18 protein-coding genes, 1 tRNA gene and 1 pseudogene are annotated in these 19,972 nt (G+C 61.6%); 9 read left to right on the top strand and 11 right to left on the bottom strand.

Annotated features, from left to right (window positions below; translation table 11 throughout):
- Nucleotides 1-56 precede the first annotated feature (56 nt).
- From ACB034_RS13185 to lolB, 4 genes and pseudogenes are all read right to left on the bottom strand, one after another.
- Nucleotides 57-1,004, bottom strand: a complete 948-nt coding sequence (locus ACB034_RS13185) for a ribose-phosphate pyrophosphokinase (RefSeq protein WP_026457470.1) — start codon at nucleotides 1,002-1,004, stop codon at nucleotides 57-59.
- Between the two features lie 171 nt (nucleotides 1,005-1,175).
- Nucleotides 1,176-1,250: transfer RNA gene (locus ACB034_RS13180), tRNA-Gln, on the bottom strand.
- Nucleotides 1,230-2,100 (bottom strand): annotated as a pseudogene (gene ispE / locus ACB034_RS13175) (4-(cytidine 5'-diphospho)-2-C-methyl-D-erythritol kinase). Before ispE ends, ACB034_RS13180 begins: the two are co-directional and overlap by 21 nt.
- The gene (lolB, locus tag ACB034_RS13170) at nucleotides 2,100-2,678 is read right to left on the bottom strand and encodes a lipoprotein insertase outer membrane protein LolB (RefSeq protein WP_061475596.1); all 579 of its coding nucleotides are present in this window, start codon (nucleotides 2,676-2,678) and stop codon (nucleotides 2,100-2,102) included. The pseudogene ispE and the gene lolB overlap by 1 nt, the downstream one beginning before the upstream one ends.
- Before the next feature lie 126 nt (nucleotides 2,679-2,804).
- Here lolB and hemA point away from each other — a divergent pair, with 126 nt between their 5' ends.
- The 6 genes from hemA to kdsA all read left to right on the top strand — a co-directional run bounded on the left by hemA (nucleotide 2,805) and on the right by kdsA (nucleotide 8,300).
- On the top strand, nucleotides 2,805-4,064 hold the full coding sequence (gene hemA / locus ACB034_RS13165; RefSeq protein ID WP_042025634.1) for a glutamyl-tRNA reductase: 1,260 nt from the start codon (nucleotides 2,805-2,807) through the stop codon (nucleotides 4,062-4,064).
- A gap of 51 nt (nucleotides 4,065-4,115) precedes the next feature.
- Nucleotides 4,116-5,204, top strand: coding sequence for a peptide chain release factor 1 (gene prfA / locus ACB034_RS13160; protein WP_026456914.1), 1,089 nt, complete (start codon nucleotides 4,116-4,118; stop codon nucleotides 5,202-5,204).
- 61 nt (nucleotides 5,205-5,265) lie between these two features.
- Complete coding sequence (gene prmC / locus ACB034_RS13155) at nucleotides 5,266-6,117, top strand: peptide chain release factor N(5)-glutamine methyltransferase (RefSeq protein ID WP_371143403.1); 852 nt, start codon at nucleotides 5,266-5,268, stop codon at nucleotides 6,115-6,117.
- Nucleotides 6,118-6,175: 58 nt separating this feature from the next.
- On the top strand, nucleotides 6,176-6,559 hold the full coding sequence (locus ACB034_RS13150; RefSeq protein WP_371173000.1) for a SirB2 family protein: 384 nt from the start codon (nucleotides 6,176-6,178) through the stop codon (nucleotides 6,557-6,559).
- A gap of 12 nt (nucleotides 6,560-6,571) precedes the next feature.
- A complete protein-coding gene (locus ACB034_RS13145; RefSeq protein ID WP_225633138.1) occupies nucleotides 6,572-7,372 on the top strand; it encodes a SirB1 family protein in 801 nt (266 codons plus the stop codon).
- A gap of 73 nt (nucleotides 7,373-7,445) precedes the next feature.
- Nucleotides 7,446-8,300, top strand: coding sequence for a 3-deoxy-8-phosphooctulonate synthase (gene kdsA / locus ACB034_RS13140; RefSeq protein ID WP_042025631.1), 855 nt, complete (start codon nucleotides 7,446-7,448; stop codon nucleotides 8,298-8,300).
- 139 nt (nucleotides 8,301-8,439) lie between these two features.
- Here the strand turns inward: kdsA and grcA are convergent, their stop codons facing one another.
- Nucleotides 8,440-8,820 carry an autonomous glycyl radical cofactor GrcA gene (gene grcA, locus ACB034_RS13135; RefSeq protein WP_042025630.1) on the bottom strand — a complete coding sequence of 127 codons (381 nt, stop codon included), beginning with the start codon at nucleotides 8,818-8,820 and terminating at the stop codon, nucleotides 8,440-8,442.
- Nucleotides 8,821-9,387: 567 nt separating this feature from the next.
- On the opposite strand from grcA, the gene ung reads away from it, so the two are divergent.
- A complete protein-coding gene (ung, locus tag ACB034_RS13130; protein ID WP_042025629.1) occupies nucleotides 9,388-10,056 on the top strand; it encodes a uracil-DNA glycosylase in 669 nt (222 codons plus the stop codon).
- Between the two features lie 79 nt (nucleotides 10,057-10,135).
- Entirely contained in the window at nucleotides 10,136-10,687 is a 552-nt protein-coding gene (locus ACB034_RS13125; RefSeq protein WP_042025628.1) for a hemerythrin domain-containing protein, read from the top strand.
- An 82-nt stretch (nucleotides 10,688-10,769) separates the two neighbouring features.
- Here ACB034_RS13125 and ygjK read toward each other — a convergent pair whose 3' ends face one another.
- The 4 genes from ygjK to ACB034_RS13105 all read right to left on the bottom strand — a co-directional run bounded on the left by ygjK (nucleotide 10,770) and on the right by ACB034_RS13105 (nucleotide 16,250).
- Nucleotides 10,770-13,250, bottom strand: coding sequence for an alpha-glucosidase (gene ygjK, locus ACB034_RS13120; RefSeq protein ID WP_371172999.1), 2,481 nt, complete (start codon nucleotides 13,248-13,250; stop codon nucleotides 10,770-10,772).
- A 196-nt stretch (nucleotides 13,251-13,446) separates the two neighbouring features.
- Nucleotides 13,447-14,247: a helix-turn-helix transcriptional regulator gene (locus ACB034_RS13115; RefSeq protein ID WP_371172998.1), complete on the bottom strand. Its 801-nt coding sequence runs from the start codon at nucleotides 14,245-14,247 to the stop codon at nucleotides 13,447-13,449.
- 11 nt (nucleotides 14,248-14,258) lie between these two features.
- A complete protein-coding gene (locus ACB034_RS13110) occupies nucleotides 14,259-14,795 on the bottom strand; it encodes a YbhB/YbcL family Raf kinase inhibitor-like protein (RefSeq protein ID WP_338611903.1) in 537 nt (178 codons plus the stop codon).
- A gap of 198 nt (nucleotides 14,796-14,993) precedes the next feature.
- Nucleotides 14,994-16,250, bottom strand: a complete 1,257-nt coding sequence (locus ACB034_RS13105; protein WP_042072231.1) for an adenylosuccinate synthetase — start codon at nucleotides 16,248-16,250, stop codon at nucleotides 14,994-14,996.
- Between the two features lie 171 nt (nucleotides 16,251-16,421).
- Here ACB034_RS13105 and ACB034_RS13100 point away from each other — a divergent pair, with 171 nt between their 5' ends.
- The gene (locus ACB034_RS13100; protein ID WP_061475593.1) at nucleotides 16,422-17,354 is read left to right on the top strand and encodes a LysR family transcriptional regulator; all 933 of its coding nucleotides are present in this window, start codon (nucleotides 16,422-16,424) and stop codon (nucleotides 17,352-17,354) included.
- A gap of 65 nt (nucleotides 17,355-17,419) precedes the next feature.
- Here the strand turns inward: ACB034_RS13100 and ACB034_RS13095 are convergent, their stop codons facing one another.
- Nucleotides 17,420-18,706, bottom strand: a complete 1,287-nt coding sequence (locus tag ACB034_RS13095; RefSeq protein WP_371172997.1) for a TAXI family TRAP transporter solute-binding subunit — start codon at nucleotides 18,704-18,706, stop codon at nucleotides 17,420-17,422.
- A gap of 65 nt (nucleotides 18,707-18,771) precedes the next feature.
- Nucleotides 18,772-19,917, bottom strand: coding sequence for a MalY/PatB family protein (locus ACB034_RS13090; RefSeq protein ID WP_371172996.1), 1,146 nt, complete (start codon nucleotides 19,915-19,917; stop codon nucleotides 18,772-18,774).
- Nucleotides 19,918-19,972 lie beyond the last annotated feature (55 nt).

Below are 19,972 nucleotides of genomic sequence, written 5' to 3'. Positions count from 1 at the left end.
AGGGTGCTAGAAAGACGAAAACCGCCGGTAGGCGGTTTTCGTTGATACAGCATCCATCAATGCTCGAACATGGCAGAGATGGACTCTTCGTTGCTGATGCGACGAATGGCTTCGGCCAGTACGGTCGAGAGGGTCAGTTGCTTGACCTTGCCAACCGCCTTCATCTCCGGGGTGAGCGGGATGGAGTCGGTGATGATCAGTTCGTCGATCACGGAGTTCTTGATGTTGTCGACGGCGGAGCCGGAGAAGACCGGGTGAGTCGCGTAGGCGAATACGCGCTTGGCACCACGCTCTTTCAGGGCTTCGGCGGCCTTGCACAGGGTACCGCCGGTGTCGATCATGTCATCGACGATGATGCAGTCGCGGCCGGCAACGTCACCGATCAGATGCATGACCTGGGAGACGTTCGGGCGGGGACGGCGCTTGTCGATGATGGCGATGTCGGTGTCATCCAGCAGCTTGGCGATGGCACGGGCACGGACCACGCCGCCGATGTCCGGAGAAACGACAACAGGGGCCTCGAGGTTCTTGGACTTCATGTCTTCCAGCAGCACCGGGCTACCGAACACGTTGTCTACCGGAACGTCGAAGAAGCCCTGGATTTGCTCGGCATGCAGGTCAACGGTCAGCACGCGATCCACACCGACGCTGGAGAGGAAGTCGGCGACAACCTTGGCGGTGATGGGCACACGGGCGGAGCGGACGCGGCGGTCCTGACGGGCATAACCAAAATAGGGGATAACGGCAGTGATACGGCCAGCTGAAGCACGACGCAGTGCATCCACCATGACGATCAATTCCATCAAATTGTCGTTGGTCGGGGCACAGGTGGATTGAATGATGAAGATATCGCCACCACGTACATTCTCGTTGATCTGTACGCTGATCTCGCCGTCGCTAAAGCGACCTACGGCAGCATTGCCGAGTTTGATAAACAGGCGATCTGCGATCTTCTGGGCTAGTTCCGGCGTTGCGTTACCAGCAAACAGCTTCATGTCAGGCACGGTTTGAAACCTCGGGGTTGCATCCAGTATGTGGGGGAGTCTGAAATCAGACCCGGATCGTTTGGGGGCAAACGATTTATCAAGATAACGAGCAAGATGTCTGCCGCAGTGAAACGGAGCACTTCAGGTCGGTGGGCGAGCACGACATCGCCCACGCTTCCTCGCTCAAATTGGCTGGGGTACTAGGATTCGAACCTAGGAATGGCGAGATCAAAACCCGCTGCCTTACCGCTTGGCGATACCCCAATCATTTGAACTGTTGCAAAGTGACAAAGAGTGGTGATATGTTCTCGCCCTTGGCGACAAACCCATCCAGCCCCTTCGGCACTTTGGCCAACACTTCCCGAGCAGTCACTTCGTCTTCAAACTGAGCAAAGACGCAGGCTCCTGTGCCCGTCATTCTTGACGGCGCGTATTCTAGCAACCAGCCGAGCGCATTGGCAACCTCGGGGTGGCGCTTTTTCACCAGTAATTCGCAATCGTTTTTCCACTCCCCTTCCAGCAGATTGTGCAATGCCATCTTCGGGGTATCTCTCGGCAGGTCCGGATCCTGGAACACGGCGGCGGTTGCCACATGGCAATCTGGCTTGAGCACCAGATACCAGGCAGAGGGCACCTCGACCGGTTGCAGCCGCTCGCCCACCCCCTCGGCAAAGGCGGCTCTGCCGCGCACAAACACCGGCACGTCGGCTCCCAGCTGGACGCCGAGATCCGCCAGCTCGTCTTCGTTCAAACCTGCCTGCCAGAGATGGTTGAGGGCCACCAGGGTAGTGGCCGCATCCGATGAGCCGCCGCCGATGCCGCCGCCCATAGGCAAGACTTTTTCCAGCCGGATATGCGCTCCCTGCGGGCTCGGCAGTTTTGCCTGCAGCAGGCGGGCGGCGCGGATGATGAGGTTCTGTTCATCGGGTACGCCGGGAATGGCCGGGCTCAGGGTCAGCAGAGTGGTGCCGGGGAGCGGGTCGAATTCCAGCCAGTCGCCGTGATCGAGGAAGATGAACAGGGTCTGCAGTTCGTGATAGCCGTCCGGACGACGGCCATTTACGTGGAGAAACAGGTTGAGTTTGGCCGGTGCAGGCCAGCGGGTCGGGTTCATCAGCGAGCGAGGGTCCATTGGTTGATCTGAAGCTTGAGGCGGCTGCCCTGGCCGGTCATGGTGAGCTGGTGCGGCAGACGGTAGCCATCCTGATCCCGATAGTCGCCGTAGGTAATCTGCCACAGGCCGTCACGGACGCTGGCCAGGCTGGCGTCGGGATTGAGCTCGAACTCGGCCTGGCCCGGCAACCCCTTGATCCACTCAGGCAATCCGGCGACCGGGATGTGCCAGCCGGTGAGCTGATAGACCAGCGCCTCGGCATCCTGGCTCTGGTGGCGGTTGCCATCGCTGTCGAGCAGGGTGATCTCGCCCTTGTTGCGGGAGAGCTCCAGAATGCTGGTGCCGATCAGGCTGGTGAGGTTGAGGCGATAGTCGTCACCGTCCTGCTGCCAGTTGAGGCGGGCGCTGCCCTTCTGCTGGGGGGTGATGATGGCCATCTTGCCGGAAAGCTGCCAATGGGTCAGCTGCTCGAGCCGGGTACGCTCCTGGTTCCAGTTCACCTGGTCCCGCTGGGGCTGGGTGGTGGCACAGCCGCCGAGGATCAGCAGGCAGGCGAGGGTGAAAATACGTAGCAGCAAGGCAAGGCTCCAGAGAGGGGAATTTGCCACAGTATACGGGGCGGCCGTATTGCTTTTAAAGACTTACCCTTTCTCGTACAATTGGCAGCCTTTGCACCCAGCGTATGAAATGACCGTCGCCCACTCATGAGTTTGCTTGCCCTCGGAATCAACCACAACACCGCCAGTGTCGCCTTGCGAGAAAGGGTCGCCTTTGGCCCGGACTGCATCGATCGCGCCCTGCGTGAGCTGGTGAGCCAACCCGGCGTCAGCGAGGCGGTGATCGTCTCCACCTGCAACCGGACCGAACTTTATTGCAATCTGGACGGGGAGCAGCAGGAGGCGGTATTGCGCTGGTTGCAGCAGTTTCACGGGCTGGATGCGGCCGAACTGGTCAGCGCCATCTATCAACACCATGACGAAGAAGCGGTGCGCCACCTGATGCGGGTGGCCTGCGGTCTCGACTCCCTGGTGCTGGGAGAGCCGCAGATCCTGGGGCAGATCAAGCAATCCTACGCCCATGCCCAGCAGTCTGAAGCGATCAAGGGAGCGCTGGAGCGTCTGTTCCAGAAGTCCTTCTCGGTGGCAAAACGGGTGCGCACCGATACCGAGATCGGGGCCAGCGCCGTGTCGGTGGCCTTCGCTGCCGTCAGCCTGGCGCGGCGGATCTTCTCCGATCTCTCCCAGACCAAGGTGCTGCTGGTCGGCGCCGGCGAGACCATCGAACTGGTGGCCCGTCATCTGCGCGAACAGGACGTCACCCAGATGATGGTGGCGAACCGCACCCTGCAGCGGGCCCAGACCCTGGCAGCCGAGTTCGGTGCCCAGGTTATGACCCTCGAAGAGATCCCGGATTACCTGCACGAGGCGGACATCGTCATCAGCTCGACCGCGAGCCCCTTGCCCATCATCGGCAAGGGCATGGTGGAGCGGGCCCTCAAGGCGCGCCGTTTCAAGCCCATGTTCCTGGTGGATATCGCCGTGCCGCGGGATATCGAGGCCGAGGTGGACGAGCTTTCCGACGCCTATCTTTACACCGTGGACGATTTGCAGGGGATCATCGAGCAGAACCTCGAGACCCGCAAGCGGGCGGCCGCCGAGGCGGAGCTCATCGTGCAGGAAGAGCGCGACGAATTCATGGGCTGGTATCGCGGCCAGAATTCGGTGGATCTCATCCGCGACTATCGCCAGCACTCCCAGCAGGTTGCCGACGAGGAGCTGCAGCGGGCCCTGCAGGCCCTGGCCCAGGGCGAGAGTGCCGAGCAGGCGCTCAAGGCGCTGGCCCATCGCCTCACCAACAAGTTGATCCACGCGCCGACCCAGGCCCTGCGCCAGGCGGCCTCCCAGGGTGACGAGAGCGCCCTGTCCCGGTTGCGTCAGGCGCTGGGGTTGTCACAAGAGTCATAGTGTTCGGGCGGCCAGCCGGTCGTCCTCTCCTCCATTGAGATTGCAAGAGTTATGAATCCGTCACTGATCAGAAAGCTGGAAGGCCTCATCGAGCGCCACGAAGAAGTACAGGCCATGCTCGGCGAGCCGGACGTGGTCTCGGATCAGGAGCGTTATCGCGCCCTGACCCGGGAATATGCCCAGCTGGAGGATATCGTTCACGCCTTCCAGCGTTTCCGTCAGGCCCAGGAGGATCTCGAGACCACCCAGCTGATGCTGGAGGAGGAGGATGCCGACCTGCGCGAGATGGCGCAGGAGGAGCTGCCGGTCGCCAAGGCGGCGCTGGAGGCGCTGGAGCAGGAGCTGCAGGTGATGCTGCTGCCCAAGGATCCCAAGGATGACAACAACTGCTATCTGGAGATCCGCGCCGGTGCCGGTGGTGACGAGGCGGCGATCTTCGCGGGCGACCTGTTTCGCATGTATTCGCGCTTTGCCGAGCGCCAGGGCTGGCGCGTCTCCATCGTCAGCTGCAACGACGGGGAATATGGTGGCTACAAGGAGGTGATCGCCAAGATCGATGGCGAGCACGTCTACGGCCGTCTCAAGTTCGAGTCCGGTGGTCACCGGGTGCAGCGGGTGCCGGAAACCGAATCCCAGGGGCGGGTACACACCTCCGCCTGTACCGTCGCCGTGCTGCCCGAGGTGCCGGAGGCCGAACAGATCGAGATCAACCCGTCCGAGCTGAAGATCGACACCTTCCGCGCCTCCGGTGCCGGTGGTCAGCACGTCAACAAGACCGACTCCGCCATTCGCATTACCCACCTGCCGACCGGCCTGGTGGTGGAGTGCCAGGACGAGCGCTCCCAGCACAAGAACCGCGCCAAGGCGATGTCGGTGCTCTCTGCCCGTCTGCAGGCGGCCGAGGATGAGCGCCACCGTGCCGCCGAGCAGAGTACCCGTCGCAACCTGGTGGGGTCGGGGGATCGCTCCGAGCGCATCCGCACCTACAACTATCCCCAGGGGCGTCTCTCCGAGCACCGCATCAACCTCACCCTCTATCGCCTCTCCGAGATCCTGGAAGGGGATCTGGACTGCGTCATCACCCCGCTGGTGCAGGAGTATCAGGCCGATCAGCTCGCCTCCCTGGCCGAGAGCAATTGATGCAAATGCAGATCCGGCAAGCTCGCATTCAGAGTGGGACGAATAAGGTGGGGGGAAACTGATGCAAATCCAGCAAGCCCGCGCCCACATCATGGCGACCCTGGCGGGGGGGGAATCTCCCCGCGCCGATGCCGATGTGCTGCTCTGCCATCTGCTGAAGTGCCGGCGCAGCTACCTGATGACCTGGCCCGAGCGCGAACTCGATGACGCCCAGCAGGCGACCCTGCAGGGCTGGCTCGCCCGTCGCCTCAATGGCGAGCCCATCGCCCACCTGCTGGGGGAGCGGGAGTTCTGGTCGCTGCCCCTCAAGGTGAGTCCGGCGACCCTGATCCCGCGCCCCGATACCGAGGTGCTGGTCGAACAGGCGCTGGCACGGTTGCCCGCTGGCCCCTGCGCCCTGCTGGATCTGGGCACCGGCACCGGCGCCATCGCATTGGCGCTCAAGTCCGAGCGGCCCGATGCCGATGTATGGGCGGTGGACAGGATGGCGGATGCCGCGGCCCTGGCCCGCGAGAACAGCGCCGCGCTGGATTTGCCCATCCAGGTTCGCGACGGCAGCTGGTTCGCGCCGCTTTGCGATCCGCTCTTGGGTAAGGCCCCCCGTTTCGCGGTGATTGTCTCCAACCCGCCCTACATCGACGGCGCCGATCCTCATCTCGAGCAGGGGGATGTGCGCTTCGAACCCCGTTCGGCCCTGGTGGCCGACGAGGCGGGGCTGGCGGATATTCGCCACATAGTGGCCGAGGCGCCTGCCCATCTGCTGGCGGATGGCTGGTTGCTGCTGGAGCATGGCTGGGAGCAGGGTGCCGCCGTGCGTCAGCTGCTGCTGGCGCGTGGCTATCGCGCCGTGACCACGGTGCGCGATTACGGGGACAACGAGCGGGTCACCCTGGGTCAGTGTCCGGCCTGCTAAATCCTTTTAACCGGTTTGACGAGTCGCTGGGTGATGACCCAGCGGCCAAGGATTGAATATGTATTTTGTGCTCAAGCATCTGCACCTGACCCTGATTGCCGGGGCCGTGCTCTTGTTCATGGTTCGCTTTTACTGGGTTCAGGCCGGCTCTGACCGGGCCTATAGTGTCCCCGTGCTGAAGGTGAGCGGCCTGCTCAATGGCCTGGTAGTTCTCTCGGGCGTGCTGCTGTGCATGGTGCTGGATCTCAACCCCTTCAACAACGGGACTCCCTGGCTCAGCGAAAAGCTGATGGGCATCCTGGTGCTGGTGTTCCTGGCCGCCATGGCGTTGCGGCTGGCCAAAAGCAGCCTGGTGCGCTGGTGCTCCTTTCTCGGGGCACTGGGATGGATCTATTTTATTGCCAAGCTGGCACTGCTCAAACAGGCGAGTTTGTTCGGTTAAGGCATGAAGACGATGTTACGTATAGACGAATGGACCGACTTTGAAGCCCATGACCTCACCGAGCTGGCGCTGGCGGTGAGTCACGAGGTATATGGCTCGGCCGGGCAGGGGCTGCGCGAGCTGGACTTGCTCGAGGAGTGGCTGGATGAACAGATAGCCGAAGGCACCTGTGACGAGGTGCGCCAGCAACTGCTTGAAGGCTTCTACCACCGCCTTGGCTTTTACGGCGACTGGCAGGATTATTTCTCGGCGCAGAACTGCGACATCAACCAGGTGCTGATGCAGCGCAAGGGGATCCCGGTCAGTCTCGGTATCCTCATCATCCAGCTGGGGCGCAAACTCGGGCTGGATGTGGAGGGGATCTGCTTCCCCGGCCACTTCCTGGTGAGCTTTGCCGGTGGTGAGGGGGAGGTCTATGTCGATCCCTTCACCGGTGACGAGCTGACCCTGGCCCGTATCGAACTGCTGCTGCGCGGCGCCCTGGGGGATCTGGCGACCCTGACCCCGGACTATTTGCAGCCCTCCGGTCAGTGGGAGATCATCGAGCGGTTGCTCAACGTCAGCAAGGGAGCCCTGCTGCGGGAAGATCGCATGGCCGAGGCCCTGCGCTGCAGTGAACTGCTGCTGCGGATGAAACCCGGCGATCCCCTGGAGACGCGGGATCGCGGCTTCATCTACGAGCAACTCGACTGCCCCCGCCAGGCGGCGGAAGATTTTGAATATTTCATTGAACAATGCCCGGATGATCCGGTGGCAGATGTGCTGAAGGCGCAGCTGGCCGCGCTGGATCTGACTCCCAAGCCCCTCCATTAAGGAGGCCTGGGAATTGAAACAGAAGAATATCAAGGCCTGTGTGCCCAAGCCTCTTCACTTAAGGATGCCCGAGATGGAACAGAAGAATATCAAGATCAACCAGATCGACGTCGCCAACGACAAGCCGTTCGTGTTGTTTGGTGGCATGAACGTGCTGGAATCCCGCGACATGGCGATGGCGGTGTGCGAGAAGTACGTGGAAGTGACCAGCAAGCTGGGCATTCCATTCGTGTTCAAGGCGAGCTGGGACAAGGCCAACCGCTCCTCCATCCACTCCTACCGCGGTCCGGGTCTGGAAGAGGGGATGAAGATCTTTGAGGAGCTGAAAGCGACCTTCGGCATGCCGGTCATCTCCGATCTGCACGAGCCGTGGCAGGCCAAGCCGGTGGCCGAGGTAGTGGATGTCATCCAGCTGCCCGCCTTCCTGGCGCGCCAGACCGATCTGGTGGAGGCCATGGCCCGCACCGGCAACGTCATCAACATCAAGAAGCCGCAGTTCCTGAGCCCGAGCCAGATGAAGAACATCACCGACAAGTTCGAGGAGTGCGGCAACGATCGCCTGATCCTGTGCGAGCGCGGTGCCAACTTCGGTTACGACAATCTGGTGGTGGACATGCTGGGCTTGGGCGTGATGAAGAAGAGCACCGGCGGCTACCCGGTCATCTTCGACGTGACTCACTCCCTGCAGTGCCGCGATCCCATGGGCGCCGCGTCCGGTGGCCGCCGCGAGCAGGTGACCGAGCTGGCCCGCGCCGGCATGGCGGTAGGTCTGGCGGGTCTGTTCATCGAATCCCACCCGGATCCGAAAGTGGCCCGTTGCGACGGCCCGAGCGCCCTGCCGCTGGAGAAGCTGGAAGGTTTCCTCAAGCAGATGAAGGCTATCGACGATCTGATCAAGGGTTTCGAGCCCCTCGATACCTCTGCCTGATACTGGCAATGGATAGCAAAAGGCCCCGCGATGCGGGGCCTTTTGGTTTGGCGAGTCTGGCTTGTGGCCATGAAAAACGGCCCCCGGGGGCCGTTTTTGAGGGCAGGCTGTGCAGCCCGCCGTCACGACAGAGTGTGGATCACAGGCTCTGGGTGAAGGTACGGGTTACCACGTCACGCTGCTGTTCCGGGGTCAGGGCGTTGAAGCGCACTGCGTAGCCGGACACACGGATGGTCAGCTGCGGGTATTTTTCCGGGTTGGCGATGGCGTCTTCCAGGGTTTCGCGACGCAGCACGTTGACGTTCAGGTGCTGGCCACCTTCAACGGCCGGCTCGGCCTGAACCGGCAGCTCGCGGTATTCGAACTGGCCCAGCTCGGCGATCTGGACTTCCTGATCGGCAGCGAAGGCATCGCCTTTGGCGCAGATGCAGCGAGCCTGTTGCTTCTCTTCGTCCAGCAGCCAGAAAGAGTTCAGCAGAGCGGTGTTGGCGGCCTGGGTGATTTGAATGCCTTTGATCATGGTATGACTCCTCAATGGGAAGCGGATCCGACTGTAAGGAAATTACCCTGATGTAGTTAAGCTACCGCGAATTTCGATGGCTTAAAGGGGCCTTGCCTTACACCTTTACTTTGATGAGGTCATATATACCACGGTGGGATTATTACGAAAATTGATCCAAATCAATAAAATCCAACTTAGCTTGCGCCAGGTAGGATTAAATTATTGAGTTGAATCAAAAATAGGTCATTTTTCTGATTTCGTAAGATATCCAAATCATACATCTTTTGTCTATTTAATCTAGTAATTTAACTACATGTTTTGTCTTGTTTTTAAGATAAAACGGGTAGCTGGCAGATGGCTGATGGAAAGGAAATTGACGGTGAAGGAAACGGCTGCTGCGCGCGACTCCATCTGCAGCAGTTGCCAGGGAGCAAGCCCGATATCTCCTGATCGGATGGGGCCTGTGTGTGGTGATGTCATGTGATCGCAGGCAAATGATGCTGTCCATCATGCCCTGCCACGGTTGCGTCTTGCGGGCTGGCCCCCTATCCTGAGCCCTTCGCCGTATCAAGTGAGGAGTTCGGGGTGCTGACCTGGAGTGATGTGATTGGCTCGGAAAAAGAGCAGGACTATTTCAAGAGTACGCTGGCGACGGTGCGCAGTGAGCGGGAAGCGGGCAAGGTGATCTATCCACCCGCTGCCGATGTCTTCAACGCGTTCAAGCTGACCGAACTGGATCAGGTCAAGGTGGTGATCCTGGGCCAGGATCCGTACCACGGCCCCAACCAGGCCCATGGTCTCTGTTTCTCCGTGCTGCCCGGGGTGCGCACCCCGCCCTCGCTGGTCAACATCTATAAAGAGATGCAGCGGGATCTGCCAGGGTTTGTCACACCGGATCACGGCTTTCTCGAATCCTGGGCCAAACAGGGAGTGCTGCTACTCAATACCGTGCTGACGGTGCAGGCCGGCCAGGCCCACTCCCACGCACATCTGGGCTGGGAAACCTTCACCGACCGGGTGATCGAGCAGATCAATGCCAGCTGTCAGGGCGTGGTCTTCCTGCTCTGGGGCGCCCATGCCCAGAAGAAGGGGCGTTTCATCGACCGGCAGCGCCATCACGTGCTGACCGCCCCCCATCCCAGCCCGCTCTCTGCCCATCGTGGTTTCATCGGTTGTGGCCATTTTTCCGAGACCAACCGGCTGCTGGAACAGCAGGGCAAACAGCCCATCCAATGGAATTCAGTCTGCGGCTGACTTGATTGAGTGCAAAGTTTGGTCGGCAGATGACCGTATACTCAGGGAAGTGACAGTTTATTTCAGCGAAGGAGTGCCTATGTTATCCAGTCTGCACAAGGATCATCTCAACATCGCCCGGCTACTTGGGCTGCTCAAGCACAAGCTGGCAGCCATTCAGGCCGAGCAGCCCATCAGCTACTTTCTGATCCGCGATGTCATCGACTACCTGCGGGAAGTGTCTGACAAGTACCATCACCCCAAGGAAGACATGATCTACGAGTACTACCTCAAATACCGGGTCGTGGAGGGAGAGGTCGCCAATCGTCTGCAGGAGGAGCACGCCAAACTGCTGGAGGCGGGCACTGAACTCAAGGAGATGGTGGAGATGATCCTGATGGATGCGGTGATCCCGCTCGACCAGTTCACCGGCAAGCTGGAACGTTTCGTGGCGCTGCAGGAGGCGCACATGAACTACGAGGAGGGGGTGATCTTCCCCCTGCTGCGGGACACCCTGACCGAAGATGACTGGCGTCATCTGGAGCAAAACTGGCAGAACCGTGCCATCGGTGATCCCCTGTTCGGGGCCGAGGTGAGCCAGAACTTTCAGGCGCTGGCCCAGCGTCTCTCGCTGCCTCCGGTGAGCGTGTAATAAGGCCAGGTTGCACCATCAACAAATAGATAAACGGCAAAAGGCCTCCATCCGGAGGCCTTTTTTCATATCCGTGGCCGACTCAGGCCTGAGGTTTCAGGAAGTTGCGATAGAGCATGTAGAGGTGGGCCGAACTCCAGCTGAAGTTGCTTGCCCCCTGCATGGCTCCGTTGACCGGGTTGTAGTTCTCGCGGATGGGTCCGCTGCCGGCAAGCCCTTCGGCATTGTTGAACAGCTTGTTGACCAGCGCCTCGGCATCCTCGCGATAGCCGTAGTTTTCGAGCCCTTTCACCCCGAAGTAGAACTGATCCAGCCAGACCCGGCCACGCCAGTAGATGTCCGGATCGTAGGCCGGATTGGTCAGCGCCGCGGTACCGAGGGGGACCTTGGTGTTGAACTCCCCCGGGTTGAGCATGATGTCGCGTACCCGCGCCGCTTTCTCCTTGTCCGCAACCTCGGCCCACAGCGGGCTCCACCCTTCCGGACCGCGACCACGGGCGGTCAGCAGTTTGCCGACGCAGCCGTTGCCGTCGGCCACATCGCCCTGGGCGATCTGGCGGTCGTAATAGAAGCCGGAGGCCTCGTCAAACATGCAGCTATTGATGTAGCCGGCGAGTTTGCTCGCCCCCTCGCGGTAGCGGCTTGCCTCCTCCGGTTTGCCCAGCAGCTCGGCCATGTCGGCCAGGATGCGCTTCTCCTTGGCGAGGAAGGCGTTCAGTTCTACCGACTCCTGATCGATGGAGAAACCGATCAGATCGCCGTTGTCCTGATGGTTCTCGAAGAAGAACACATTCCAGTCCTGGCGGGCTTTGGCGAGATCGCCGCCATAGGTGTTATCGGCATAGCGTTGCAGCTGATCCGGATTGATGAAGCCGAAGCGGGCCGCGTTGTCCATGCCGGACTCCCAACCTGCGCCATGCTGGGCACCTATGTCCATGTCGCTGTAGCCGCCAGTGGCCAGCACCAGCTGATAGAGCGGCATGCCGGCGCAGGCGTACCATTTGTCCTGCTCGGGCGTGCAGCTCGACAGATCCAGTCCGAATGGAGTGTCATTGGCGTACTGCACCTTGAAGGTGATATTGCCGAACTCGTCGTTGTGCTCGACATGCTTGGTTGCTCCGTACTCAATGATGCCGTTGCGGTTGTTGTCCCGTGCCCGGTACCACCAGTCGTGATAGGCCTGGATCTTCGGATACATCTCAGCGATGAAGGCCCGGTCTTTGGTCGCGCTGTAGATCTCCCAGATGGCCCAGGCGGAGAGGGGCGGCTTGGTGTCCCGTTCGTTCCAGTTGCCGCCGTCACCACCGCGATCCGCCTGCTTGTTGTAGAAGACCGCATCGATCACCATGCCGGCGTCTTGCGGGCGCACCGGATCATCCGCTTGAACCTGATAGTCATACATGGCGCGCACGTTGTTCTTGGCTACCTCGGGGTTGAAGTGGGCCATGGCATAGGCATGTTTCCAGCTGTCCCAGGCCCAGACTCCGTCGAACCAGCGGGCGGTGTTGGAAGGGGTCACGCCGTCATGAAGGATGGCTCCGGCCGGTGAGCGCCAGTTGCCGTTGAGGGTTTCCATCGCCTTGACCGCGATGCGGCGCTCCGACTCGGCGATCCCCTTGTTGGAGAGTCCGTGCTCGAGGTACCCCTCCCAGCGGCGGATAGAGTCGGCGAAGTAGCTGGCCGGGTTGGCCAACAAGGCCTGACGGCTCTGCTGGTAACGTTTGGCCTCATCAGCTGAGTGCAGATAGCTTTGCAGGGTATAGATGTCCTCGCTTCCTTTGGCTGCCAGGGTCAGGGTGGCATCGCTCTGGTAACCCAATGCCTTGTCATCAAGCGTGGTGCGGGTTGGCAGGGTGCGGTCGATGCGATAGCGGGCGCTGCCGCTTTGCATGATGTTCCAGGTGCTGCGCAGTTTGCCGAACTGGAACTCGACTCCCTTGTCGCTCTCGCTGATGGTGCGGGTCCAGGTTGGGTATTTACTGGCGACCGTATCCTTGGCATCCCACTGGTTGAGCAGTTCGCCCTGCCAGTTGAGGTTGAGGGTGAGCGGGGCATCAGTGTGGTTCTGCAAGCGGGTGCGAATGAGCGCCGTGCGGGAATCGCCGTAGCGCAGCTCCAGCTCCAGGGTGAAGGGCTCGAACTCGAAGCGCTGCACCAGAGCGCCGGGAATGGCGTAGCTCTCCTGCTTGCTGGCGGCCGTCAGCGGGTAGGGGCGGCCGCTTTCATCGCTCAGGGTGAGCTTGTCCAGCTCGCTTGCAAAGAACAGGCTGTACTCCTCCGAGATCACCATGGGGCCGGTAAAGCCACCCCATTCGTTGTCGCTGGCCGGCAGCAGGAAACCATGCCAGGCCCCCAGATCCAGCAACGGGTTGTATTTGAGGTTGGAGTAGCTGTCAAAGTCGCGGAATTGGGTCGGCGTGCCCCGGCGGTCGATCACATCCTTGTACTGGACTGCCTGTTCCGGCTTGGCTACCGGCGCGCTGCCTGAGTCATTGTCATTGCAGGCGGTCAGGCCAAGCAGGGCGGTGCCAAGGGCAATAGAAAGTAAATTTTTACGAAACATTCTTCGCTCCAATTCCATTTTTATCGGTTGAGTAGAGGCTGTCGTTCACTTGTTTTAGTGAAAGCGTTTGCGCAGGCCATTGTATGGCAAGGGAAAGGAGCGGCCACGGGGCAAGATCACACTATTGCCAGCCTGATACGTGAGCAAGATCACCAGGTTACATCAGGTTACACAATATGAATATTTAGTAATCTTTTTACTTGGTGTTAGTGAGCAGACCAGGGGGACAGGTTTGTCGATATTGGTGCGGGGTCAGGCCGAACTCCTGCTTGAAGCGGGCGGCGAAGCGACTGGGGGAGTCGTAGCCGCAGGCGAGGGCAACCTCCAGCGGAGTGAGGGATTGCTGCAGCAAGGTGAGGGCATGACTCATGCGCACCTGGGCCAACAGTTGACGAAAGCTGCGTCCTTCGCTGGCCAGCTTGCGTACCAGAGAGGCGCGGCTCATGGCGAAGTGGGGGGCAACCCCCTCCAAGGTATGGGCGGCGCCGGGCTCCACGCCGAGATAGCGGGCCAGCCGCTCCCCCAGCGTCATGGGGCGGGCCGGATAGAGCAGATCGAGGGCCCGGGCGGCGTGCAGTTCGGCATAAAAGCCCTGTAGCAGCTCGGCCTGGGTTGCCTCGCTCACTCCCCGCTCGGCCATGGTGGTGACCAGCTCGAAGCAAAATGCCAGCCCGGGGGTCACTTTTACCCTGGGTTCTCGCAGCCTCTGTGGAGCCGCGGCGATGGCCGATAGCCAGGCATCGGGCGGCGGCGCCAGCAGAGTCAGGGCATGGGAGCGAAATGTGCCCTGCTCCGGCTGGTTGACGAAGGTGAGCTGGTGGCCCGCCGGGATCAGCAGCCAGCTCCCCCTGTCAAACGTCAGGCGCCGCTCTTTCCACCACAGCTGTTTGTTCCCCTGTTTCACCCAGATGAGGGTTGGGGCATAGATGAGCACCCGGTGCAGGGGCTGCTGGCGGATCCCGAGGTAGTGCTGCTGTTGCAGCAGGGGCGTGCTCATCCGTCGGGCTCCTAGTGGGTGACGAAGGTGGCGGTCAGGGTAGCCTTGCCAAGGGCCATGGCGTTGAGCTGGTAGCCTACCATGGCGGGCGGGGTATCTGCCTTCACCTCCAGATCCTGGGGCAGGGCCCAGGCGGTGAACTGGTAGCGGTGCATGCCGTGGCCTGCGGGCGGGCAGGGGCCGCCGTAGCCCTGGCTGCCGAAGTCGGTTCTCAGCTCCAGCCCCTGCTTGAGCTTGCCGGAGGCGTTGGTCGGCAGCTCGCTCTGGCTGGCCGGCAGATTGACCACCAGCCAGTGCCACCAGCCGCTGCCGGTGGGGGCATCCGGATCATAGGCCGTGATGGCGATACTCTTGGTGCCGGCGGGCAGATCCTGCCAGCTCAGCTGGGGCGAGCGATTCTCGCCGCTGCAACCAAAGCCGTTGAAGCTGAACACCTTGTCCATCGGCTGGCCTTCGCGGATGTCGGTGCTGCTCAGGGTCATGGCGCCGGCAGGCAGGGCGGCCAGACAGAACAGGGGCAGCAAAGCGGAACGCAGGGGTAATCTCATAAAGTGACTCCTCGTGTGGTAACGGGTTCACTTTAGCCAAACAGGGATAAATGAAAGTCACGTAACGGCTCAATGAGGCGCTCTCCAGGCCATTATATGAGTCGATATGTTGTTTGTGAGATTGGTGAGAGGGAAAAGAGAGATAAAAAAAACCGGCATCCAAGATGCCGGTTTTTATGTGCCGAGAGGGCGGGCGACTTAGCGCAGGATCATCTCGTCACGACCCGGGCCGACGGAAACCATCGGAACCGGTACGCCGAGCAGCTCTTCGATGCGCAGCACGTACTGCTGGGCAGCCTTGGGCAGCTCTTCGAAGGTGCGGCAGCCGCTGATGTCTTCGCTCCAGCTCTCCATCTGCTCGTAGACGGGCTTGAGGGCGGCAGTTTGCGGCCAAATCGGGTTTTCGGTGTGGGCACCTTCGTAGGCCACGCAGATCTTCAGATCCGGCAGACCGGTCAGGCAGTCCAGCTTGGTCAGGGCCACTTCGGTGGCGGCCTGCAGCTCGACACCGTTCTTGGTGGCCACGGCGTCGAAGTAGCCGACGTCACGGGGACGGCCGGTGGTCGCGCCGAACTCGTTGGTGATCTTGCGGAACTCGTCCTGGTTCTCCATGGCGGTCAGCAGGGTGCCGGTACCGACGGAGGAGCTGAATGCCTTGGCCACGGCGATGACGCGCTCCGGGCGCAGACCCGGCAGGCCGCCACCGATGCCGGCGTAGGCGCCGGAAACGTGGGAGGAGGTCACCCAGGGATATTCGCCGTAGATGAGGTCACGGCCGGCGCCCAGCTGGGCTTCGAACAGCAGGGTCTTGCCTTCGGCCTGCAGGGCCTTGAGCGGCATGCTGACGTTGCAGACGGCGTCGATCCAGGAGGCGGAGACTTCCAGCAGCCAGTCGGCCATCTCCTGGGCGGTCTGGGCAAATTCGAAGTCCGGATAGAGGGCCTTCATCTGCGGCAGTTTCCAGTCCAGCATGAACTGGATGCGCTCGACCAGCACGTCCGGCTGTTTCAGCCAGCCAACCAGGATCGCTTTCTTCATGACGCGATCGCCGTAGGCGGGGGCAATGCCCTGACGGGTGGAGCCATAGGCACCGTCACCCAGACGCTGCTCTTCCAGGGTATCTTCCAGTGCGTGCAGCGGCAGGCACAGGGTTGCGCGGTCAGAGATGGCCAGCTTGGGAGTGATGCCGGAGGCTTTCACTTCGTCGAGTTCGACGGTGAGCTTCTCGGGGCTGATCACCATGCCTGGGCCGAGCACGACCAGGCAATCCGGGTTGAACACGCCACTCGGGACCTGGTGCAGCTTGAAGGTGCCAAGATCGTTGACCACGGTGTGGCCGGCGTTGTTGCCGCCCTGGAAGCGAATGCTGGCACCGGCTTGGCCCGCCAGATAATCCACGATGCGGCCCTTGCCTTCATCACCCCAGTTGGCACCTACGACTACGATAGACGACATGACTCTTTCTCCTAAGACGTTAGGCATCCATCCTAGGAGTCTGATGTGGATTAGAAAAATTAATTATCTTTATAATTTCGATAATAAAACCATATAATTGTGGCCGTTGTAGCGGCAACCTCTCCCGTTGTTGCCGTGCAAAACCCCGCAAGACGGGAGTGGAGGAGCCACATGCTGGATATTCACTGGCTGCAAACCTTTGTCACCCTGGCCCGGTTGCAGCACTTTGGCCAGACCGCCACCGAGCTGCACATGACCCAGCCCAACGTCAGCCTGCACATCAAGCGGCTGGAGCAGGCGACCCGGGTACGACTCATCGAGCGCAGCCCGTTTCGCCTGACCCAGGCGGGGGAGCGACTGCTGCAAAGCGCCGAGCGTGCCATCGCCGAGTTGCAGCTGTGCCAGTCCGACCTCAATGCGCTCAATCAGTTAAGCCAGGGGACGCTCGCCATCGCCGCCAGCGACATCATCTCCCGTCTGCTGCTGATCCAGCCGTTTCAGCGTTTCAAACGGGAGTTTCCCGGCATCGACCTCACCCTGTTCAACACCACTTCGGATCAGGCGGCGGAGCTGGTCAAGGCGGGCAAAGCGGATCTCGGCTTCGTGATGGCGCAAAAGCGCAGCGAGCCGCTCTTCTATACCGAGCTGCAACAGGTGACCTGGTGCGCCCTGGGTCACGGGCTGGCCCGTTGGCAGGCGCGGGCGCAGGTCGGGGCTGGGGGGGATGAGAGAAAGAGCGATCCCCTCGACGAGCCGACCCTGATCCTGCTGGGGCACGATACCCGCACCCGGGCGCTTATCGACCCCTCCCTGCCGCTGCTGGGGTTGCCCCCCTGCCGCATCATGGAAGTTGGCAGCGTGGATGCCCAGCTGGATTGGGCCGAGGCGGGGTTTGGCGTGGCCATAGTGCCCGACTTCTCGCTGCACCCCAGGCTCAACCTGACCGCTCCCGTCACCAGTCTGACCGATTTTCCCGGTACCAGTCTGGGGTACGTGGTGCGTCAGAATCAGGTGCTGTCGCGGGCCATCAAGCAGTTGCTGGTCTGGGTGGAGGAGGAGATCCAAAAACCCAACCCTTATCTGGCGCGGGAAGCCTCGCAGTGATGCGAACGTCATAAATCAAAGGGGCAGCTGCGGCTGCCCCTTTGATTTTGTTGGGTTTGCCCGTTTCAGGGCTGCGACGGCGTCGTGTCGCCGGCGGCCGCTTCCGGCACAGATTCATCTGCGGGAGTCGTCCCTTGCGCCGCGCTGGTGGTTGCTTGTTCCCTGTTATCCGGCGTGACGGCCTCTGACGGCGTCGCTGCCGACACCGTATCCGGAGCCTCGGTATTCGGTGCTGCCGCGTCCGGGGTCGCCCGGGTTGGTGAGGTGTCGCTGGCGGGTTCGGTGGCAACGGCGGCGCTGGCGACATTGCCTACGTCGGCAGGGGGTTCTGTGGTGGCCGGTTCGGGAGTATCCCTTTTCGGGGCATCCTGCAGCGAATCATCCGGCATCAGCAGTTCAGGGGCCAACGGCAGGGGCTCGGGCGCCTGATCCGACATGCCGGCATGGAGGGGCAGCTCGGTCTGCGCCTGCAGACGCTCCACTGTGATCTTACTGAGGGCCGGGTGCAGCCGGCTGAACTGCTTGACCCGTGCCAGCAGGGTGTCGCGCACGGTGCGCACTATGGGATCCGGCAGGCTGGCCAGCGCCACCAGTTCGGCGCTCATGCCGATGTTGTTGATGGCGGTGATCTGCCCCGGATAGAGGTTGGCAGCGATGCGGCTGCGCTGGTAGTAGGGATGCTCCTTGAGCAGGCGATCGATCTGCTCCCCTTCAATGGGGATGAGGCGCACCTTGCAGCGGCCGGCCAGATCGCCGATCGCCAGGCTGGGGTGCCCGGCGACGATAAAGGCGGCATCCAGACTGCCATCGCACAACCCCTCCAGCGGATCCCGGCCCGGGGTGAGCTGATAGGCGGCAAACTGGCCGGAGTGCCACCCCATGGCGTTCATCAGGGCCTGGCTGGTAGTGGGCTCGCCGGCGCCGGGTTCACCCGGATAGACCCGCTTTCCTTCGATATCCGCCAGGGTGGTGATGCCGCTGGTGGGGCTGGCCAGCAGGGTCAGCGACTCCTGATAGAGGCGAAACAGGCTGCGCAGTTTGTGGTTGGCGCCTTGTCCGCTGAAAGGCCCGGTGCCGTGCAAGGCGTGGTGGAGAATATCGGACTGCACCAGCGCCAGCTGCACATCCCCCTCTTCCAGCGCCTTCAGGTTGGCCAGAGAGCCGTGGGTACTCTGTACCGTGCAGCGATCGCCGCGTAGGGCATGGTCTGCATTGAGCACCCGACAGATGGCGCCTCCGGTGGGGTAGTAGACGCCATTGACCGGCCCTGTACCTATGGTCAGCGCCTGGCTGGTGACAGGCAGCAGGGCGCAGAGGGGGAGCAGAAGGTGACGCAAGATCCGTAAATGCATAGTTGACCGTCAACTGGGGAGTGGGATGAAAGGGATGGGCCATGCCCATCCCGCTTGCTGGGGTATCAGGCTTTGCCGCGACTTAGGATCGCTTTTTCCATTCGGGCCAGCGCCCTGGTCAGGGTGACACGGGTACAGCCGAAGTTGAGACGCACGAACTGGCCGTCGCCAAACTGTGCGCCCGGCGAGAGCCCAACCCCGGCCTGCTCGAAGAAGGCGATGGGATCATCGAGCCCAAGGCCACTGACGTCGAGCCAGGCCAGATAGGTGGCCTGATGGTTCGCCAGGGTGACACCGGGCCAGCGGGCGACGGCCTGTTCGATCAATGCCAGGTTGGCGGCCAGATACTCGATCTGCTCGCTGAGCCACTGCTCCCCCCCCTCGTAGGCGGCCTCGGCTGCCACGAAGCCCAGCAGGTTCACGTCGGCGCTGATGCCGCGCATTGCCTGCTGCAGCTTGAGGCGCAGACGGGCATTGGGCACCACGGCAAACGAACAGCACAGACCCGCGATGTTGAAGGTCTTGCTCGGGGCCATCATCACGGCCGAGCGTTTGGCGGCATCCGGGCTGATGGTGCCGTAGGGGATGTGGCGGGCGTTTTTATCCAGCAGCAGGTCGCAGTGGATCTCATCGGAGCAGATCACCAGATTGTGGCGCGCGGCGATGGCATCAATGGCCAGCAGCTCCTCGCGAGTGAAGACGGAGCCCCCCGGGTTGTGAGGGTTGCACAGCAGTAGCAGATCGGCGGAGGGGGCCTGACGCTCCAGCTCTTCCAGATCCAGTACCCAGCGGCCCGCCTCTTCCACCATGGGCACGGTGAGCAGGGGACGGTCATTGAAACCGGGGGCCTGCAGGAAGGGGTAGTAGACCGGCTTGGGGGTGATGATGCCACGGCCATGCTGGCTCCAGGCCTTGCAGGCGAGGTTCAGTCCCGGCACTACGCCGGGCAGGAACACCAGCCACTCTGGTTGTATGGTCCAGCCGTAGCGGGTTGCCAGACGTTCGATGATGAGTTCGATCAGGCGGGGCGAGGGGCGTGAATAGCCGAAAATGCCGTGGGCGACGCGCCGGGTGAGCGCCTCGATGACGGCGGGAGGGGCGGAAAAATCGGTGTCGGCAACCCACATGGGCAGCACGTCCTGACCCTTGTACTTGTCCCATTTCAGGCTCATGGTGCCACTGCGGTCTATTTCCCGATCAAAATCAAACATGCGAACTCCTTGTGCTGGCCGGATGGGCTTTCACTCTACGGGGTCGCGGCCTTGC

It is taken from the genome of Aeromonas sp. S18(2024), from assembly GCF_041402525.1.
GTDB lineage: Bacteria > Pseudomonadota > Gammaproteobacteria > Enterobacterales > Aeromonadaceae > Aeromonas > Aeromonas enteropelogenes.
The sequence above is the reverse complement of the archived record's forward strand: the minus strand, read 5'-3'. Positions and strand labels throughout refer to the sequence as shown.

What these genes read in the sequence shown, in the direction of transcription:
- hemA (WP_042025634.1), top strand. Translation starts at nt 2,805, where the DNA reads ATGAGTTTGCTTGCCCTCGGAATCAACCACAACACCGCCAGTGTCGCC.
- prfA (WP_026456914.1), top strand. Translation starts at nt 4,116, where the DNA reads ATGAATCCGTCACTGATCAGAAAGCTGGAAGGCCTCATCGAGCGCCAC.
- prmC (WP_371143403.1), top strand. Translation starts at nt 5,266, where the DNA reads ATGCAAATCCAGCAAGCCCGCGCCCACATCATGGCGACCCTGGCGGGG.
- ACB034_RS13150 (WP_371173000.1), top strand. Translation starts at nt 6,176, where the DNA reads ATGTATTTTGTGCTCAAGCATCTGCACCTGACCCTGATTGCCGGGGCC.
- ACB034_RS13145 (WP_225633138.1), top strand. Translation starts at nt 6,572, where the DNA reads ATGTTACGTATAGACGAATGGACCGACTTTGAAGCCCATGACCTCACC.
- kdsA (WP_042025631.1), top strand. Translation starts at nt 7,446, where the DNA reads ATGGAACAGAAGAATATCAAGATCAACCAGATCGACGTCGCCAACGAC.
- grcA (WP_042025630.1), bottom strand. Translation starts at nt 8,820, where the DNA reads ATGATCAAAGGCATTCAAATCACCCAGGCCGCCAACACCGCTCTGCTG.
- ACB034_RS13125 (WP_042025628.1), top strand. Translation starts at nt 10,136, where the DNA reads ATGTTATCCAGTCTGCACAAGGATCATCTCAACATCGCCCGGCTACTT.
- ygjK (WP_371172999.1), bottom strand. Translation starts at nt 13,250, where the DNA reads ATGTTTCGTAAAAATTTACTTTCTATTGCCCTTGGCACCGCCCTGCTT.
- ACB034_RS13115 (WP_371172998.1), bottom strand. Translation starts at nt 14,247, where the DNA reads ATGAGCACGCCCCTGCTGCAACAGCAGCACTACCTCGGGATCCGCCAG.
- ACB034_RS13110 (WP_338611903.1), bottom strand. Translation starts at nt 14,795, where the DNA reads ATGAGATTACCCCTGCGTTCCGCTTTGCTGCCCCTGTTCTGTCTGGCC.
- ACB034_RS13105 (WP_042072231.1), bottom strand. Translation starts at nt 16,250, where the DNA reads ATGTCGTCTATCGTAGTCGTAGGTGCCAACTGGGGTGATGAAGGCAAG.
- ACB034_RS13100 (WP_061475593.1), top strand. Translation starts at nt 16,422, where the DNA reads ATGCTGGATATTCACTGGCTGCAAACCTTTGTCACCCTGGCCCGGTTG.
- ACB034_RS13095 (WP_371172997.1), bottom strand. Translation starts at nt 18,706, where the DNA reads ATGCATTTACGGATCTTGCGTCACCTTCTGCTCCCCCTCTGCGCCCTG.
- ACB034_RS13090 (WP_371172996.1), bottom strand. Translation starts at nt 19,917, where the DNA reads ATGTTTGATTTTGATCGGGAAATAGACCGCAGTGGCACCATGAGCCTG.